Origin of the sequence: Catenulispora sp. GP43 (assembly GCF_041260665.1) — a bacterium.
In the GTDB taxonomy this organism is placed as follows: Bacteria; Actinomycetota; Actinomycetes; order Streptomycetales; family Catenulisporaceae; genus Catenulispora.
Genome location: NZ_JBGCCT010000012.1, coordinates 260,077 through 276,745 on the forward strand (window position 1 = coordinate 260,077; position 16,669 = coordinate 276,745).

Annotated in this window: 15 protein-coding genes and 1 pseudogene; 2 read left to right on the plus strand and 14 right to left on the minus strand. The window is 65.4% G+C overall.

The window, feature by feature from the left end; translation table 11 throughout:
* Positions 1-130: 130 nt before the first annotated feature.
* The 11 genes from ABH926_RS25185 to ABH926_RS25235 all read right to left on the minus strand — a co-directional run bounded on the left by ABH926_RS25185 (position 131) and on the right by ABH926_RS25235 (position 8,806).
* Entirely contained in the window at positions 131-685 is a 555-nt protein-coding gene (locus tag ABH926_RS25185; RefSeq protein WP_370368204.1) for a DUF2742 domain-containing protein, read from the minus strand.
* Complete coding sequence (locus ABH926_RS25190) at positions 682-1,425, minus strand: hypothetical protein (RefSeq protein WP_370368205.1); 744 nt, start codon at positions 1,423-1,425, stop codon at positions 682-684. Before ABH926_RS25190 ends, ABH926_RS25185 begins: the two co-directional genes overlap by 4 nt.
* A gap of 223 nt (positions 1,426-1,648) precedes the next feature.
* On the minus strand, positions 1,649-3,913 hold the full coding sequence (locus ABH926_RS25195) for a cell division protein FtsK (protein ID WP_370368206.1): 2,265 nt from the start codon (positions 3,911-3,913) through the stop codon (positions 1,649-1,651).
* Between the two features lies 1 nt (position 3,914).
* Positions 3,915-5,111: a hypothetical protein gene (locus tag ABH926_RS25200; RefSeq protein ID WP_370368207.1), complete on the minus strand. Its 1,197-nt coding sequence runs from the start codon at positions 5,109-5,111 to the stop codon at positions 3,915-3,917.
* Positions 5,111-5,449: a hypothetical protein gene (locus tag ABH926_RS25205; RefSeq protein WP_370368208.1), complete on the minus strand. Its 339-nt coding sequence runs from the start codon at positions 5,447-5,449 to the stop codon at positions 5,111-5,113. Before ABH926_RS25205 ends, ABH926_RS25200 begins: the two co-directional genes overlap by 1 nt.
* A complete protein-coding gene (locus ABH926_RS25210) occupies positions 5,446-6,120 on the minus strand; it encodes a hypothetical protein (protein WP_370368209.1) in 675 nt (224 codons plus the stop codon). Before ABH926_RS25210 ends, ABH926_RS25205 begins: the two co-directional genes overlap by 4 nt.
* Complete coding sequence (locus tag ABH926_RS25215; RefSeq protein WP_370368210.1) at positions 6,117-7,577, minus strand: UvrD-helicase domain-containing protein; 1,461 nt, start codon at positions 7,575-7,577, stop codon at positions 6,117-6,119. Before ABH926_RS25215 ends, ABH926_RS25210 begins: the two co-directional genes overlap by 4 nt.
* Positions 7,574-8,044, minus strand: a complete 471-nt coding sequence (locus ABH926_RS25220; RefSeq protein ID WP_370368211.1) for a hypothetical protein — start codon at positions 8,042-8,044, stop codon at positions 7,574-7,576. Before ABH926_RS25220 ends, ABH926_RS25215 begins: the two co-directional genes overlap by 4 nt.
* A 2-nt stretch (positions 8,045-8,046) precedes the next feature.
* Positions 8,047-8,391 (minus strand): hypothetical protein, encoded by a 345-nt coding sequence (locus tag ABH926_RS25225; RefSeq protein WP_370368212.1) that lies wholly within the window; start codon positions 8,389-8,391, stop codon positions 8,047-8,049.
* Positions 8,388-8,543 (minus strand): hypothetical protein, encoded by a 156-nt coding sequence (locus ABH926_RS25230; RefSeq protein ID WP_370368213.1) that lies wholly within the window; start codon positions 8,541-8,543, stop codon positions 8,388-8,390. The genes ABH926_RS25225 and ABH926_RS25230 overlap by 4 nt, the downstream gene beginning before the upstream one ends.
* Positions 8,540-8,806, minus strand: a complete 267-nt coding sequence (locus ABH926_RS25235; RefSeq protein WP_370368214.1) for a helix-turn-helix domain-containing protein — start codon at positions 8,804-8,806, stop codon at positions 8,540-8,542. The genes ABH926_RS25230 and ABH926_RS25235 overlap by 4 nt, the downstream gene beginning before the upstream one ends.
* Positions 8,807-9,114: 308 nt before the next feature.
* Here ABH926_RS25235 and ABH926_RS25240 point away from each other — a divergent pair, with 308 nt between their 5' ends.
* Positions 9,115-10,236 (plus strand): XRE family transcriptional regulator, encoded by a 1,122-nt coding sequence (locus ABH926_RS25240; protein WP_370368215.1) that lies wholly within the window; start codon positions 9,115-9,117, stop codon positions 10,234-10,236.
* A gap of 56 nt (positions 10,237-10,292) precedes the next feature.
* Positions 10,293-11,081, plus strand: a complete 789-nt coding sequence (locus ABH926_RS25245) for a hypothetical protein (protein ID WP_370368216.1) — start codon at positions 10,293-10,295, stop codon at positions 11,079-11,081.
* 44 nt (positions 11,082-11,125) lie between these two features.
* On the opposite strand, the gene ABH926_RS25250 is transcribed toward ABH926_RS25245, so the two are convergent.
* The 3 genes and pseudogenes from ABH926_RS25250 to ABH926_RS25260 all read right to left on the minus strand — a co-directional run bounded on the left by ABH926_RS25250 (position 11,126) and on the right by ABH926_RS25260 (position 16,640).
* Entirely contained in the window at positions 11,126-11,857 is a 732-nt protein-coding gene (locus tag ABH926_RS25250) for an NUDIX domain-containing protein (protein WP_370368217.1), read from the minus strand.
* 731 nt (positions 11,858-12,588) lie between these two features.
* Positions 12,589-12,678, minus strand: a pseudogene (locus ABH926_RS25255) (DNA-binding response regulator); the annotation flags it as partial.
* Between the two features lie 605 nt (positions 12,679-13,283).
* Entirely contained in the window at positions 13,284-16,640 is a 3,357-nt protein-coding gene (locus ABH926_RS25260) for an NACHT domain-containing NTPase (RefSeq protein ID WP_370368218.1), read from the minus strand.
* Between the last annotated feature and the right edge of the window lie 29 nt (positions 16,641-16,669).

Sequence of the window (16,669 nt, forward strand, 5' to 3'; positions counted from 1 at the left end):
CCCCGTGAGGGTGTCACAGGGCCCTGCTTCGCGTCGGCATCATCCGGCGTACCGTCCTGAGGGTTGCCGTTGGCAGTGAGCACGGCGGAGGCCTGGGACAAGAACGCATCCGGGGTCGTTCGTGCCGTCATCATGCAGCCTCCCGTCCGGCCTGGTCGCCGCCGTCAGCCGCCGGGCGGTGCCGCCGCTCGAACGCGGCCCACGACGCGCGGGTCTGCGCCTGGATCTGCTCCGGCGTCAGGGCAGGTCGGGCGTAGGTGGTGCGGGCCTGCTGGAGTTCCGCATAGGTCGGCCGTCCGGCCAGTCCGTCGCGTAGCCGCAGCACGGTGGCGCCGAAGTCGTCGAAGGCTTCCTCGGCGGCCTGGGCTCGGGCGGCACGCAGCTCCGCGAGGTCCGTCCACAGCCTGTGAGGAAGTTCGGTGCCTTCGATGAACCAGGCGCGGGCAGCGCGCAGGATCGCGGCCAGCTTCGCCGGCGAGGTGTCCGGCAGCGCCAGCCATCCCGGGGTGCCCACCGCCGGAACCAAGGTACCGGCGGTCAGCGCCAGGGCGCCGGAGACCTGCCGGTCCAGCCACGCCAGCGTGCCGGACACCACCGCATCGGCCCACGGGTCCGGCCACGGGCACGGCGGCTCGGCCACCCGGTCCAGGAGGTCGGCAGAGACCTCGTTCGCTGCGTCGGTCATGCTGACCTCCGCAGGTCAGCGCCGACCGCGTCCAAGCCGTCGCCAGGGTTGCCGGTGGCGGGCTCGATCGCCAGGCAGGGCGTGGTGCCCAGCGCCTCGCGGGCGGTGGGGCTGACGATCAGTGCAGCGCGGCGGCGCACGTCCCGCTCCAGCTTCAGCGCCTCGTATTCGGCGGCGTCCAAGCTCATCTCCAGCCGCTTGGCCGCGCCGAGCTGCGCCAGCTTCTCCCGATCAGTGGCGCCCTGCTCGCGCAGCGCGGTGACCTCGATAGCGGTCTGACACTGCATGCCGACGATGGCCGCTTCGTGGGCTCGGTCCTTCGCGCGCTCGGCGTAGCCCTCCTGCCGGATGCCGGCGGCGCGCCGTACCCGGCGGGTGAGCACCCACCCGAGCACGGTCGCCGTGGCGGTCACGATCAGCGGTTCGCCGAGTCCGGCGGGGTAGGCCATCATGCCGACCGCCAGCGCGGCGGCGGTCATGCTGGCGCAGGTACCGACCAACACCGAATCTTCGGTCGCCGATGCCCACGCGGTGACGGCCAGTCCGATAATGGCGCCCAGGCCCAGCGGGACCATGTCGCCAATGGAGTGCCGGGCTCCGTGATCGGACCAGTGCCGCGCCAGCGCCAGCATGCAGCCGGTGACGGCGGGGGACGCCAGCGCGAGCGCGATCGAGGTCGGGGACACCGGCAGGCGTCGCGCCGGTGGCGCGGCGGTCTGCGGGGTGGTGGTTTCGGTCAAGGTTCAGCCCTCCCGGGGCGGGGTGTGCGAAGTCTGGTTTTGGGCAGCGCCGGGGGGAGGGAGGGAGCGGCCAGGGGTGGCGAAAACTGCGGTTTCCAGGTTCGCCAGGGCCCTGTTTCCGGTCGCTCCCTACCCTCCCTAGATCACATGTGCACTGGTCAGGGCGAGGGAGGCAGCCTAGGGACAAGATCAGGGATTCTCCCTGTGTCCCTAGGCCTCTCGGCTAGATCTCGCCGTCCTCCGAGTCGTCTTCAGCGGCCTCGCCGGTCGTCTCGGCGCGGTCGGCCAAGGCGGCATCGACCTGTCGGCGATCAACGTGCATGGTGCCGTCCTTGGTCTTGCGCGGGATCACCCCGTGCTGCTTCAGCTCCTCGCCGAGTCGCTGCTGAGACCAGCCCTCGTACTCGCTCGGGTGTGCGTCGGCCAGCCGGGAGATGACCACGGAGGACTTCACCAGCGCCTCAGTGCCCATCGCTGCGGCCACGTCGTCCAGCAGGTCCCGCGCCTGGTCGCCGTCCACCTGCTCGGCGGTGTCGCCCGGTGCCAGCCCGGCCTTGTCCAGGCCCTTCATGGCGCGGGTCACCAGTGGCGTGACCTGGTCGTTGCCGTCGTCGGCGCTGATAAAGAACATCCGGACCAGCTCGAAGGCGTTCGGCGAGAACCCGATCGTCAGCGCGGTGCCGATGTCGGTTGCCGGGTTCAGCGTGGTGGCGGTGATGCCGGCCTTGTGCTTGCCCGTGCCCAGCAGGCCGTCGTTGGCGACGTGGTCGCCCACGGCGAAGGCGACCCGGTTGGAGGTGTTGCGGGTGACGTCCTTCGGGATGCTGTTCGCGGTCGGCGACACGGTGACGAACACCAGCGTCATGGCGCACTTGCGCGCCTTCTTCAGCACCTTGATGGCCAGGTCCGCAGCCTCTTCCCCGTGCTTCTTGTGCTCGAACAGCTCGTGGCACTCGTCGAAGACCCGCACCAGGGGACGCAGCCGCTTGTCCCGCATCGCCAGCTTGCGGGTCACGGCGGTCTCGCCGTACTTCTCCAGCAGCTTCCCGCGCCGGGTGACCTCGTCCTTGAGCCACCGCAGCTCGTTGAGCGCCGCGAGAGCCTGCTCGTCCTCATCGCCCTTGACCAGGACCGACAGCCGGGGCTGCATCAGGTCATAGTCAGCGTTGAACGCCATCACATACACGCCGATGTCCACCAGCGGGTCCTGCATCGCCCCGCACAACAGGTTCCGGGTGAACGACGACTTGCCGGTGCCCATGATGCCGCCAACCATGTAGTTCTTGGCCATCAGCGGCGCACGCACGATCTCACCGCGCTGCGATATGGCGACCGGCACGCCGCGCTTGTCGAAGTAGTCCACCGTGGCGCCGGCGTCCTCGATCAGCGGATATGGCGGAACCTTCGCGGTGAGCGAGCCGGAGTCGGCCACCCACAGGTCCAAAATCCCTTCCTTACCTGCGATCTCGGTGGGCCAAACCTCGATCGGGGCGCGCAGCAGGTTGTGCGCCAGCACCTTCTTGGTTTTGCCGGTGCCGATCATCTCGACCGTGACGCCCTGCGGCAGCCGCAGCTGAGTGTGGTAGCCGTTCCCGGACCGCGTCGTGGGCGAGACCCACTGCGGCCTCCATCCGGCCTTGAACGCCTTGTTCATCGGCCCCAGGTTCAGGTTCCGCAGCGCCTCCAAAATCGCGCCCTCATCCGGCACGACCTGCGGAGTGCTTCCGTCGCCGATCTCGGCGGCGGACAGCCACGCGGGCAGGTCCCGGGCGTTGCGTCCGGCGGCCCACGCGGCGGCCGTGGCCAGGACCGGCAGAGCCTCCAGCGTGGGGCGCCACGTGGCCTTCACGAAGGCGCCGATGGCGCACAGCACGTTGAATGTGGCGGTGAACGGCGTGGTCACGGCGCCGATGTGGTCGGTCTTCCACCACATGGCGATGCCGATCACGGACAGGACCAGGACGGCGGCGATGATGCCGTGTGCGATGCCTGCGGCGATGTGCAGCGGCAGCCGCAGCAGCTCCATGCGGCGGGCGTGCCGCTCGGTGCGGAACTTGGATGCCCGCGCCTCCCACTCCAGCGCCGACTCGTGGTCACCGGCGGCTGCGGCGGCGCGGATCTGCGCCTGGTGGGTTGTGGTGGTGCGGGATTCCCAGGCGCGGCGCAGCCCGATCCGCACGCCGGCCAGGATGAACGCGGCCTGACGGGCTCCGAACTTGGTCGCACGGTGCGCCAGCAGCCACCGCAGCACCGTCTTGGCCTGCCGGTAGGTGGTGCGGGCGTTGCGGATCGCCTGCACGGGCAGGGCGGCCTTGCTCGCGGCGGACTTGTCCACCGTGGCGGCCGTAGCGTTGTCCGGCTGCGGCTGGTTCAGCCACCCCGGCACGTCCAAGTCGTCACCGACCGTGTCGGCGGCGCGGTTAGGGAAGGCCAGCACGGTCGCGCCGGCCACAGCGTCCTGCTCAGGGTTCGGGTAGGTCTCAGTCATCTCAGGCCACCTCCTTGCGGACCTTGGTGATGATGCGGCTGGCAGTGGACTGACTCACCCCGGCGGCGTCCGCCAGGTCGCGAGAGGACAGCGGCGTGCCCTCGCCGAGCGAGTCGCGGTAGAGCTGCGCCGCCGAGTCAGCGTCGATGCCGACTCGCGCGGTCACGGCGGCCTGACGGCGCGCCGGCGCCGATGCGGCGGCAGCCGCGCGGCGGGGCTTGGGGGTGCCGTTCACCGCAGGGGGGAGACTCGCAATGGCCTTGGCAAACGCCGGGTGTTCCGGCGTGATCAGACTCACCGGCTGACTCACCTTGTGACTCACCATCGGCGCCTCTGACTCACCCTGGACCGGGGCCGGTGACTCGCTCGGCGCCGAGTCGTCGTCGATCCCGAGTCGAGTCAGGGCGTCGGCGAACGCGGCGCGGGACAGCTTGGCGTGAACCTCGGTCGGGTCGCCGTGCCGCAGCGCGTCCCCGATCAGCTTCATCCGGCCCCGGTAGGCGCGGGCCTTCGCGGTGTACGGGAAGCGCCAGCCGTCGCGCTCGCGGTCGGTCACGCGCAGGAACTTGGCGACCCTCCGCGCCGAGTCCACCGTTGTCACGTCGGTGTCGATGGCGTCGGCCAGGCGCAGCCACACCGCGACCCGCTCCGGCGTGATGCGCCAGCGCACCGGCCCGGAGCGCTTCTTGGTGTTGCCGGCGGCGCGGGCGGCCTTCTTCGCGGCCATCAGGTCGCGGGTCCACAGCAGCGCCACCACCACGGCCACCAGCAGCCGCATCAGGGCCTCGCGGGCGGTGGAGGCGTCCGTGGAGGACATGACGCCGGAGGCCAGCGCCAGCACCCATACCAGCACCCCGTCAACGCCGGCGTCCGCGCCGGCCTCGACGTTGGCGCGGGCCCGCAGACCGCATGCCAGAAGCGCGATCTCCATGAACCCGAACAGCACCACGCGGAAACCAACCGGCAGCCCCATCGTGGCGCCGAAGAACTTCCACATGCCGGAGGCCTGAACCGAGGTAGCCAACAGCGCTGCCAGGTTGATCAGGGTCGTGATGCCGCGCTCGCGGCCCGCCTTGCGGGCCCGCCGGATGATGAGCACCGCCAGGACCAGCAGCGCCAGCAGGCACGCGGTAGCGGCGCCGACGATGACCCAGGGGTTCGCGGCCATCCAGTGCGTGAGTGTCGTCGTGATGTTCATCAAGCCTCTCCTCCCAGGTCGAACAGCGGAACGTCGTTGTCGTGCGATGCGGCGGCGACGCGGTCGGCACGCTTGGCCACCGCCAGGTGGCCGTCGTAGCAGTTCGGGCAGTACGCCACCTGCTCGGCGGCGATGTCCGTGTGCGGGTTGCCGGTGGGCTCGGCCGGGGCGGCGACCAGGCGCAGCCACGCCGTGTGCTCGCGCTTGCAGCGCTCTCCGGGGTCCTTGGCGTGGGACCGGCCACAGCCACCGGTGCACACACACCGGTAGCCGGCGGCCTGCATCGCCTTCCGCCACACGGCTGCGGCGGCGATCGGGGCGAAGTCCGTCGTGCTCATCGGCGCACCTCCCCGGGCCCGGCGTCACGACCGGCACGGTCGCAGGGCACGCACACCTCGTGGTAGCCGTCGAGGCTGACGATGGTGACGTACTGGCCGGCGTCGCTGATCCGCCCGCACGCGACGCAGCGGGCGAAGTCACCGATGACGTCCTCGAACTCCAGCCACGTGCCGCTGGCCTCGTCGAAGGCCTTCACCTGCATGACCTCCACCAGCTCCGGAACCTCGGCGCTGTTGGCCTCCCACACCGGCCGGAACTGGTAGGTGCCGAAGCCCCACGGCCACCACGGCACGTCACCGGCGTGGTCCGCCCAGCACACCGCCCCAGCAGGCAGCAGGCGACACTGGTCGGGGTGGGTGACTTCCAGCACGTCGGAGTCCCATCCCGTGGCCGGATTCGTCGCCAGCGTCCGGCGCACGGTGTGCCAGGCGTATCCGGTCTCATCGGTCGGCAGGTCGAAACCGGCGTGTGCGGCCAGCAGCCGCACCGCCTGCCGGTCGGTGTTGTGCCGCTTCACCTGGTCGGCCAGGCGGCCCGCCAGCGTCACCTGCTCGGTGCCGCCGGTGCGCAGCGCGGCCACCAGACTGGCGACAGAGTACGAGCCGGTGGCGACCAGCACCACCACCGGGCGACCCGTGGCGTCGTCATAGGCGCAGGTCTCGAAGGTCATCGGGTCACCCCCGTCAGGGTGTGAACCCAAGCCAGGCCGGTGTTATCCAGGGTCTCCTGCGCGCGGGTGACCGCGACGTAGCCGAGCATCGCCTCCCCGGCGTTGACCGTGATCTTGCCGTGCTCGTCCGGGGACGGGGCGTGGAAGTCGTCGGCGATGCGCACCGTGGGCCACTCCCGGCCCTTGGACTTGTGCGCGGTGGAAATCACCACATCGGCGGCCTGCTCCGAACCCGCCAGCGCGTCACAGGCTGCGATCACGACGTCGGGACCGTGGGAGTCGATGAGCTTGACGAACACCTTCAGGTCCGAGCCGGACTCGTCGTGCTGCACGTAGTCCTGCACCTCGCCCCAGGTGCGGAACGCGAACAGCTCCGGGTGGTCGGTGCCCGCGCCGGCCTTCAGCGTGATCGCGGCCTGGGCCATGCGGCGGATCTCGTTCCCTCCGCCGACCAGCGCCGCCCGCCGGCCCTCGGCGGTGGCGGTCATCGCCTCGCCGACCGCGCCGGCATTCGACCGGCACAGGATCGCGTTGGGCCGGTCCAGCACGTCGAGCCGGGAGCGAATCCGGTCGTAGCCGGTCAGCCGCAGCGGCGCCTTCAGCACCGACAGCCACGCGTTCGCGGCCTCAGCCACGGCGGGGCCGAAGCGGAAGGACTGCGACAGCGTCAGCCGGGTGCCGCCGAAGCGGTTCATCGCGTCCTCGGCGCCGCGCCAAGCGTAGATGGCCTGGCAGGAATCGCCGACCGCGATCACCTGCATGCCGCCCTGGTGCTCGACCACGTCGGCCACGACCGGGTTGGCGTCCTGCGCCTCATCGAACAGCAGGAAGTCCGCATCCAGCTTCGGCCCGGACAACTGCCAGATCTTCAGGTAGGCGTCATGGGTGTAGCGCAGGCGGCCGTCACGGCGGCACAGGTCCGCCCACGCGGCCCGTGCGAACGGCACCAGCGCCTCGCCGATGTGTTCGCGGGTGGCGCGGTCGTCCAGGCCGGGCACCCTCGGCAGGTGCCAGCGGCCCGGCTCGACATCGGCGGAGTAGCAGAACCGGCCGACCATGCCCACCACCAGCCGCGCGATCTGCTGCGGGGCCAGCGGTGCCAGGTTCGAGCCGAGTGCCAGGGGCTTGGTGATGTTCAGGATGTTGGCGACCTCGCGGGCAGGCTGGCGGGGACCGCCGAGCCGATGCGCGAAGGTCCGACCAACCGCCCGGAACGCGAGCGAGTGCGCGGTGCCGCAGGCCACCGTTCGCGGGAAGGTCCGTTTGGCCTCCTCGGCGATGGCCTTGTTGTAGGCCACGTAGATCCCGCGCCGGCCCGGCGCCGACGCCGCCAGCATCCGCAGCGTGGAGGTCTTGCCGGTGCCCGCACCGGCCTGCAACACCACGTTGCCGCCGGTGGCGAAGGCGTCGATGGCCGAAGCCTGCTCGGCCGTGGGCGCGTAGCTCGGGGTGCTCATCGGGTCACCCCCGCCACGGTGTCGATACCGTCCAGCGCGGCCAGGTCGCCGACGCCGGTCACCAGGCACGCCGGGCAGGGCCCGGCGTCCGGGTGGTGGTCGTGAACCAGCTGCGCAGCGGCCTTGCCGTCCGCCGCGGTGATGTCGGCGGTGGCGTCGTGCAGCGCGGCCAACAGCAACGGCAGCGCCGCCGCCTTGCCGAAGCCGGGCAGCTCGCCGATAGCGGCGTTGTCGGCCACCAGCGCGGCAGCGTCGATCTCGGTGGTCGGCGCCCACGCGGCGGCCAGGGCGTCGGCGTTGATCTGGCCGATCAGCGCGGCGGCGACCTCGGCGTGACGGGCGTCGGTGGCGTTGTCGGACTCCAGCCGCGCGGCGGCCTCGCGGTGGTCACGGATCAGGGTGTTGCGGCGGGCGATGTCCGCCCGCAAGCCGTTCAGCACGTGCTGAATCGCGAAGGTGTCGGACATGCTCAGCGCCCCTTTCCGGACGTGGCGGAAGTCGAAGACGAGCTGTGCATCGGGGTGAAGTTCGGGGTGGAGGTGGCACCCGGCATCGGCCAGGAGTGGTCAGGGTTCGAGGTGGTGGACGCGCCACGCAGCGCGTGAACGGCCACCAGCCCCACGCAGACGAAGACCGCGACCGACACGACGAACCCGATCGCCTTGGCCAGCAGCAGACGCCACCAGCGGGGCCGAAGCCCACGCACCACCACAACCGGCGTCGCGCCGGCGGTGGAGCGGCGCACCCGGCGATCCGCCCGCACCTCGTAGACGACCAGGCCGACGATGCCGACCACGATGGCCAGGATGATCATTTGGCCACCGCCTCAGCACCGGCGCCGGAGCAGTACTCCAGCAGGCCGGCCAACTGCTCCTCGACCGACTCCAGCAGGTACGTGCGGTCACAGAACTCGTCTTCCAGGCCCTCGCGGATCTCGGCGAGGATCGCCTTCATGACGTCGGTCATGCCGCCACCGCCGTAACCGCCGGCTCGCCCGTCGCGGTGTCGCTCTTGGTCTCGATCTTCGCGGCGTTGAGCGCCGTGACCTCGAAGTCGGCCAGCGCCCAGATCGGCACCCGCACCGAACCGCCGATGCGGAACGCGGGCAGGTCCCCCGACTTGATCTGACGGTAGATCGTGCTCTTGTCCAGGTCGTATCGCCGAGCCACCTCAGCGACCTTCAGCGCCTTGCGGTCTTCGACCGCGTCGGCAGTAGCCTTGTTGGGCATCGTGCAGCTCTCCTAGCCGTGAGTTCCGGTGTGATCTCGGCCCTGGCGGGGTGCCACCCGCCGGGGCCTCTCCGTACCACTTCAGTAAGTGGTACGCACCACAGTGAACTACTGGTCCACTGCTGCGTCAAGCGCATCGCTCGCATCTCCTGCTTCGCGACGCCCTTTCTGCTTCCAGTGCAACGGATTGGCCGCCACGGCAACAGCCAACTGAGCCCAACACGAGAGCTGTTAACCCTTGGTTGGGAGCCCTTGAGCAGGGCATTCTTGAGGGGTCAGTCAGGACCCTGTGTGATGGGTGACAGAGAATGGCAACTCAGCTCAGCAAGATCCGAACCGCTCGTGAGTGGTCTCAATCGCAGCTTGTACGCGCGATTGAGATCTACGCCCGGGAACATCGCATGCAGATCGCCAAGGCCGAGAGCCTTGCCGTTTACGTCTCGGATTGGGAGAACGATCGGCGAGCGATCAGCGACAAGTACGCGCTGATTCTCAGGGCTCTCCTTGGCGTGACCGATGCTGAGTTGCGCGGGACGTCTCCCGAACCGGACAACGCTGGCGGGTACGACGAACTCCTGGCACGAATCGACTCGGCGCAAGGCGTCAGCGGAACGCTGGTAGAAGCGTTCTACCAGCAGACAGAACTGCTCCGGACCTTCGACCGGCAACGCGGAGCGCGGAGCATCGGGGACCAGATGCAGGCGCACCTGGCGGCGCTTCAGGACGCGCTGACGTTCGCAGTAGTCCGGTCGGCACGGAAACCGGTGGCGACCGCTCTTGCCGGCGCGGCTACTCTCGCCGCCTGGCAAGCGCTCGACGTTGGCAGCGTGACTCGTGCTTGGCAGCACTACGAGACAGCCAAGAGCGCCGCTCGCGATGCTGAGTCAACCGCCTACCTTGCGCACGCCATGGGCGAACAGGCATTTGCTCTCTTCGACGCCGGTCGGCCATTGCTCGCGCTGGAGCTGATACGCGAGGCACAGGAAGTCGCTGGCGCGCACGTCTCGGCTCGGCTCCTGGCCTGGCTCAGCGCGGCCGAGGCGGAGCTCTGCGCACACGTAGGTGAGCACGATGCGTGTCGCCGAGCGTTCGACCGAGCGGAACGGCTGCTGCCCGGGGATGACGAAACCCGAGATCCCGAAATGCTCAGCATCTTCCTGAACCGAGGGCACCTGACGCGGTGGCGCGGCAACGTGCTGGCTTTGATCGGCGACGATGACGCCGTGGCAAATCTCTACGCCGCCCTCAAGACGGCCGATCCGACCTTCGTTCGCGCGCAAGCCGGCATGTACTGCGATCTGGCGCAAGCACACACCGCCCGCGGCGAGCTAAGCCAGGCTGCGGAATACCTTATGACTGCTCGCCGACTGGCAACACAGACGGGTTCGGCCCGTCAACTGCGGCGAGTCTCCCGCCTTAGCCAGGCCTGAACCGGAGCTTGGCCAAGCCTTCTCGCGCATGTGCTCCTGTGGGATACCGTCGTGGCGTGCCAGACGAGACGGAAGCCAGAACGGATTCAGATGCTGGCGCGGGCGGTGAGCCTCTCTCACGTTGGCAAAGGATCGCCGCCTGCGCGTTGGGGTTGTCTAGCGCTGGCGCCGGGGGAGTTTCCGTATTCCTAACCACGAACCAAGCAGGAAGCGTTGCGCTTCTCGGCGTAGGCGCAGGGTTCTTAATTATGGGCGTGAACGGCACGCCGATCATAAAGGCGAAGCTCAAGGACTACGAATTAACTATGGCCCCAAGGCGCCATAGAGTTGTCGAGCAAGCACTTTCCGAACCACCCGAAGAGGCCAGTAAAACCCTCGACGTACTACAGCAAATCGACCCGGGTGCGCGCACGGACCCCGCTGTACGCCGAGCGATAGGCGAGGTCTACCAAGCAGAGGTGCATGCTGCGCTGACACGAGCCTTGGTAGGTACGGACCTGAGGGTTACCGATCAGAGGCTGCGCGGTAAGGATCAGGGCTTTGACATCGCGATCAGATCTCCATCAATTGCAATTAATGTCGAGGTCAAGCACACAAGTAATTCAGACATCCCACTCTCGGCAAACCACGTTAGGCAAGCATATGCATATGCATCCAGATCCGTTGTGCCATTTCTCGTGGTGACAAACCACCGGCTGAGCAACAATATTTTCGAGGAAGCGAAACCCGTAGACCCCGAGGGGAGGAGAGTTCAATTTGTTCGCTGGAGCGACCGGCAAGACGATTCGGCACTTCAGCTCGCTCTAAATCGCCTACTTAAAGGCCACCCGAGCGACACCTACTAGCCGCGAACACCGCAAGACAATGACCATGCCTCACAAGCCGTGCGTCACGTCGCAGCGCCACCGGACAAAACGTGAAGCAGGGCAACGAGTGTCCCCGAACCAGCCAGCTTGCCCCGCTTCAGTAGCGACGGGATCTCAGCAAGCGGAACCCACTCGATGACGGCCGCCTCTTCGCCTTCTTCAGGCTCTCCGACGCGCGTCGCACCGCGACCGACGTAGATCTCGTGAGGCGAATCCACCATGCCGATCATTGGCTGATAGCTGACGACGTGCTCAAGCGACTTCGGTCGCCAGCCTGTCTCCTCCTCGACTTCACGCGCAGCAGTCACCACCGCGTCTTCCCCGTCCTCAACGATCCCGCCGGGCAGCTCCCAACCTGATTGCTGCGGGACGAACCGGTAACGCCACATCATGAGTACGCGGTCATCGTCATCGATGACCGCAGCGATTGCGACTCTGCGAAGCCTCACAACGTGGTGCTTGAAGCGCTCGACACCAGGCGGCTCGACGTCTACCAGCTCAAGGCGAACCCACGGATTGTCATAGATCGTTTCTGTCCCATGGATGCGCCACGGCTCGACGCCGGCGGGGTTATCGCGGACAGGCCGAGCGGCCTCAGTGACGTAGTTGCCGCTTCCGTGCTGGTTGTCGATCAGGCCTTCCGCAATCAGCTTCGTGAGGACCAGGCGGAGCGTTGTCCGTGCCGTTCCCAGCTGCTCGGCGAGGTTGCGCTCAGATGGCAGCTTGGCGCCGGGGCCGTAAGTGCCGTCAGCCATCCAGCCTCGCAGCGTGCTCTCAACCTCGCTGGTAGTCCCCATGCCCTAGCAACCTCCACATCGTCTGAGTGGTGCGTACCAACAGCGTAGCGAGGTTCAGGACGAGGGCAGCTTGCCAAGCTTGAGAAGGGCCGAAAATCGCTCGATCTGGGTCTTCAGCGCGGTCTCAGAAGTGGGCTCAGTTCAGTTCAGTTCGGACCGAATGCATATGCGGCATGAGTGGCAGGCACCCGCCCTGAGCTGCACAAGGACTAAGCAAGACACGCCCTGGACGGAATTTCCTACACCTGGCAGACAAAAGGTCAGGGGTTCAAGTCCCCTAAGCTCCACCCCATCCCCCGATCTGCGAAACCGCAGGTCGGGGGCTTGTTTTGAGCGTGATGGTTGGAGCCATCTAGGCTCCAACCTTGGCTCCTTCAGAAGTCTTCCGATTCTTCGATTGGCGCCTCAATCTGCAGGTCAGGGCCGGTCTTGGGTGACCCAGAGCATGCGACTGCCAGCACCCGCGTGGAAGGACCTGAGACACGGGTTCGCCATGTCTGTGGTGAATGCGTGGTGGCGTCTTGCGCGCTCCGCCCGTCGGGTTCGAGACGTCGGCGACCCGGTTCTAACGCGGCCGTTACTGAAGATGAGCAGCTACACGTAACTAATCTTTGACACACAGCTGTACACGACCTCCACCTGCCTCCGGCCCCGGGTCGTCATGACGCCGCCGCGTCGCCAACCACCCCTCACTGCTCGGCGACTCCCAGAAACTGCAGAACCGCCAGCACCCGGCTGTGGTCGGCGTCGGCCTTGGGCAGATCGAGCTTCGCGAAGAGTTTTTGATTTGCTTGCCGGCTTCGAGAATGCTGCGACCACACATCGATGCCCTGATCGGGAACGCCAGCCCGTGGACCGACAGACAGATAGCCGCAGCAACCCCGGTGCACTCCGGCTCACCCAGCTGCACGCGCCGCGCCTCAGACGCCGGCCCCAGTGGACTCGGAAGCCCGGAAGGAAACTTCTCCGTCGACGGGAGCCCCGTCCCTCCGGACCGACCACCTGCTCCACCACGTCCGCATCGTTGACCCACACGCGCAGCTGAACGGAGAAGCGCCGCCCCGGCGGCAACACTGTTTACTCCAGACGATCGAACATCCCGCCACTCTACGGCCGCACTACAGCAAGGCCACAGAGTGATCCAAGAGAAACGCCCTAACCGCCTGCGATCTACGCCTTGACGACGATCATGGCCGTCACACCGGTCCCGGCGCGCCGCCCGAGGACGAAGCCGCCACGAGTGACGCGCCGGGCTGGAGCATTCTTCTGAGGCCGATCCGACTATCAGGATCAGCACGGCGAGCTCGAACATGATGGCGATGTACTGGCCTACTTCACCCACGGCACTCGCCGAACGGAACCACCGGCTCACTCGAATCGCCGGCTACGACGCAGTAAGGCGCTGCCCAAATAGTTCTCCTCCTTGCACCCTCTGGCCCCGCCCCACCCTAATTCTCAAATTGCGATTCCGAGCCAACGGCGCCAGGTCAATATTCGGCCCAACGTCATATAAAGTAAGCTCCTGAAGGTTCGCCAAATTCTCCAGCGGCGTGAGGTCCTGAAGGCCGCGACAGGACATTAGTTGCAAGCCCTTAAGCTTGGCGAGCGACCCGAGTGCCGCAATATCCGCTACGGCGTTATTCGTGAGCGTTAGATACTCGAGATCTTTTTGCGTATCCAGTGCCTCAATATTCCTAAGTCGAGGGCATCCGCCCAGCGTAAGCAGCTTCAATCTAAGAGGCTCTAGAGCCTCAACGCTGACCAAATCACCAAGGCCGTACAACTCGAGAGCGCTAATATTCGGTATACGATCAACGATCTCCGAAAGGTCGTAAGCCATTCCCGCCAAGTGCAAATCGAGGGATCGCAGAGAGGGCGCAAGTGGAAGTGCCGAAAGGTCCGCCTGCGGCAAACAATCGCGGAGACGAAGCGTTCTCAGACTTAGCGCCTCCAGCGGCACAAAAGAAGACACCTTCTGCAACCCGCGCAAATCGAGACGATACAACTCGACCAGGTCGCGAATAAAGCCGATGGATGAGTGACTACGCATATCGAATACTAGACTTTGCAAGCGTTTGAACTGCGCAACTACGTTCGGGTCTTCGACAACCGTCCCGTATACCCCCAGATGACTAAGGGTTGACGAAAACCTAATTAGCGGCCTTAAGTCGAGGCTAGGATGCGGCATACTCCATATGCCAGCTAGACTGAGCTCCTCAAGGTCTCGAGCGACCGAGTCAAGGAAATTGAGGTCATCAACACGACGCACAATACGCAACGATCGAAGGTGTTTGAGGTATTTTAGAGCAGGCAGGAGCCGGGCGACGGGGATATCCACTTGTCTCACCCACGGCGTGTCAGCCAGAACCTTCTGGGCATACAGCTCAGGATCGAAGTAGCTCCATCCTTCATTGAGCTCGTGTTGAACGTCCCGTCGTTCGTCCGCACCGAATCCAGCAAGCTTCTCGAGGGCCGACTGGCCGTTCACGAGGTAAGCGGTCCGCACAGTTGCCTGAGCGACCGGCGTAGTCAGGCCGTCAAGAGAAACTGGCAACTTCATGAGAACGGGTTCACCGATAGCTGCGAGCGATCTGGCAATAGTCAGACTGCTAGGCGGCAAGAGCGATTCAAGTTGGAGCTCAATTTTCTCCCGCAGCGACACCGGGATCGAGTGCAATGTTTCAAGACATGAAGCTGCCAAAATCTTCAGTTGCCTAGCTCGCTTTGGCTCAGCATCGATCCTTTCAAGCAGCCCCGTCATAAGTTGCTCGCGAAGTGGGCGATTAGCATGGCCAGCGGTCATAATGACCGTTTCCCGCCACTGGTCTTGATGCGCACGGGAAATTAATAACTCTATGTCGGCGTCATCAGCGATCTGCTTAGCAGCGAGGTACTCCTGAACTGTCCGATGGATAAAGTCAATGCGTCCTGCTACCGGCTCTCGCAGGATTCCGCTCCGCTGAAGGAGATGCTCTAGCACAGCCTCAGGAGATTCTTGCAGATGCGGCATGGTAGTCAGCTTTTCCGCAATCCGATTCAACGCCATTTGCTTTGGCAACTCGCTACGTCCAAACTCGGAAAGCCGCCAAGCCAGGTCTTGAAGGATTTGAGCCTTCTGCGGACGCTCTAGCGCAGATTCGAGGTTGCTTGGTATTTCGCGCTCAGCATCGCGACGCTCAAGCAACAACTCGATAGCTGCCTCATAAAGGCCCATGCGGTCACGAGGAAGTTGCTTGTCGCGGTCCAGGTTAAGAGCACACAGCATCGCCGCCAACAGGGGACTCGTAGCTAAAGCTCGAAGATGAGGCCCGGTCTCCAATCGCGCCAGCAGGCTTGCTTCAAAACCCGGCAGCCTGTCAGGATCACACGGCAAGCCACCGGCGTGACGCGCCGCGTCGTGCCAATGGCGTATGAGCGACTTCACATCTGCAGGGCTCATCCGCTCCAAGAAGACCGAGGCAAATCCTTCCGCATCAAGCCATTTCGCGTCTGCCGCAGCCGGCCGTGATGTGACAACGACTCTTAGCTCAGGATAGGCCTGGATGATCCCACTAAGCCATGTCCTGACCGCCTTGCGCTGTGCCGCTTTAAGCTCATCAACACCATCGACGAGTAGAAGTGCCCGTCCAGACAAAAGGCGTCTATGGGTCCAAGCGGTCGGCATGACGCTTAGGTCGATTCCAGTAAGACCATCGAGCAGCTCCTCGGGACGTGGCAACCGTTGATCAGCGTAGCTACGCAACTTGATCAAAAATGGCGTATAGCCGTTCCAGCTCGACAACTCCCCAGCAAACGTACCCCGTGCTGACGAAATTGCCAGCCAGCGAAGCAACGTACTTTTCCCTGATCCGGCTTCTCCACGAACCAATATGAGCTTCGACCGGCCGAGCGCCGTTTCAACGCGAACCGTCGCCTGCGTCGGCTCATGGGCATCTCCGCGCCAATCATCAAGACTACCCGACGAAATACCCGAGGCACGCTTGATCGCTCGCATGCTATCGCCGGCCGCGGAAACCGTCAGGCTAATATACGCTACGCTCAGCGATGTTCGAGGCCGATACTTTTCAATTCTTACCCCAAATAACTCGAGCGTATCAAGGGCGTGACTTATCGCGCTAAGATATCGCCGTTCAAAATCCCCATCCCCCGCCAACCCTTGGGGCGCATCAAGCGTCCTAATGGGCAGCCGAGTCAACATTGCGCTGACCTGTGTTGAGATATCAGTTAGTCGACCAAGCGTCTCGGCGGCCACCCGCGGCGTAAATTCTGGCAGTTCTCGAACGATCCGGATCAAGCAATCACAGCAATCAGTAAGAACGACCTCATAAACGTGCGCGCCCGCCTCACCAAGCTGGCGATCACTTCCCCGCTGAGGCGCACTTCGTCGCAGCTCTTCTGCAAGCTTTCTAGGATCCGCGTCAGCGCCAAGCAAAACTGCGTCTGACAAATCCGCCTCTGCAAGCGTTTCCTTCACTTCGGCTAAAGCGGCAGCTTTGTCGCCATCGGACATATCGCCATATTCTACGGCACACAGCGTTATCATTCGTTCGGCGACCTGATCCGCGATCTCCTCTAGCTGCCTCTGTACTCGGCGTGCGTGGATCTGATCAACAAAAGTAAGCTGGATCAGCTCTACAAGGTCCTTAGCCCGGTGATCTTCCGCTGCGCGAGCTGTCATCCATGCTTTGCCAGCGCGTTGACCGACAACCTTGCCCAAGGAAATCGCGGCAGTCTCCAGCATCAAAGCGCCTCCGGTCGAGCACCGTTTGA

Bases quoted from the DNA above. Each gene is read 5' to 3' on its own strand.
- ABH926_RS25235 (WP_370368214.1), bottom strand. From the start codon at position 8,806: ATGCCCAACAAGGCTACTGCCGACGCGGTCGAAGACCGCAAGGCGCTG.
- ABH926_RS25240 (WP_370368215.1), top strand. From the start codon at position 9,115: ATGGCAACTCAGCTCAGCAAGATCCGAACCGCTCGTGAGTGGTCTCAA.
- ABH926_RS25215 (WP_370368210.1), bottom strand. From the start codon at position 7,577: ATGAGCACCCCGAGCTACGCGCCCACGGCCGAGCAGGCTTCGGCCATC.
- ABH926_RS25220 (WP_370368211.1), bottom strand. From the start codon at position 8,044: ATGTCCGACACCTTCGCGATTCAGCACGTGCTGAACGGCTTGCGGGCG.
- ABH926_RS25260 (WP_370368218.1), bottom strand. From the start codon at position 16,640: ATGCTGGAGACTGCCGCGATTTCCTTGGGCAAGGTTGTCGGTCAACGC.
- ABH926_RS25185 (WP_370368204.1), bottom strand. From the start codon at position 685: ATGACCGACGCAGCGAACGAGGTCTCTGCCGACCTCCTGGACCGGGTG.
- ABH926_RS25210 (WP_370368209.1), bottom strand. From the start codon at position 6,120: ATGACCTTCGAGACCTGCGCCTATGACGACGCCACGGGTCGCCCGGTG.
- ABH926_RS25205 (WP_370368208.1), bottom strand. From the start codon at position 5,449: ATGAGCACGACGGACTTCGCCCCGATCGCCGCCGCAGCCGTGTGGCGG.
- ABH926_RS25230 (WP_370368213.1), bottom strand. From the start codon at position 8,543: ATGACCGACGTCATGAAGGCGATCCTCGCCGAGATCCGCGAGGGCCTG.
- ABH926_RS25195 (WP_370368206.1), bottom strand. From the start codon at position 3,913: ATGACTGAGACCTACCCGAACCCTGAGCAGGACGCTGTGGCCGGCGCG.
- ABH926_RS25225 (WP_370368212.1), bottom strand. From the start codon at position 8,391: ATGATCATCCTGGCCATCGTGGTCGGCATCGTCGGCCTGGTCGTCTAC.
- ABH926_RS25250 (WP_370368217.1), bottom strand. From the start codon at position 11,857: ATGGCTGACGGCACTTACGGCCCCGGCGCCAAGCTGCCATCTGAGCGC.
- ABH926_RS25200 (WP_370368207.1), bottom strand. From the start codon at position 5,111: ATGAACATCACGACGACACTCACGCACTGGATGGCCGCGAACCCCTGG.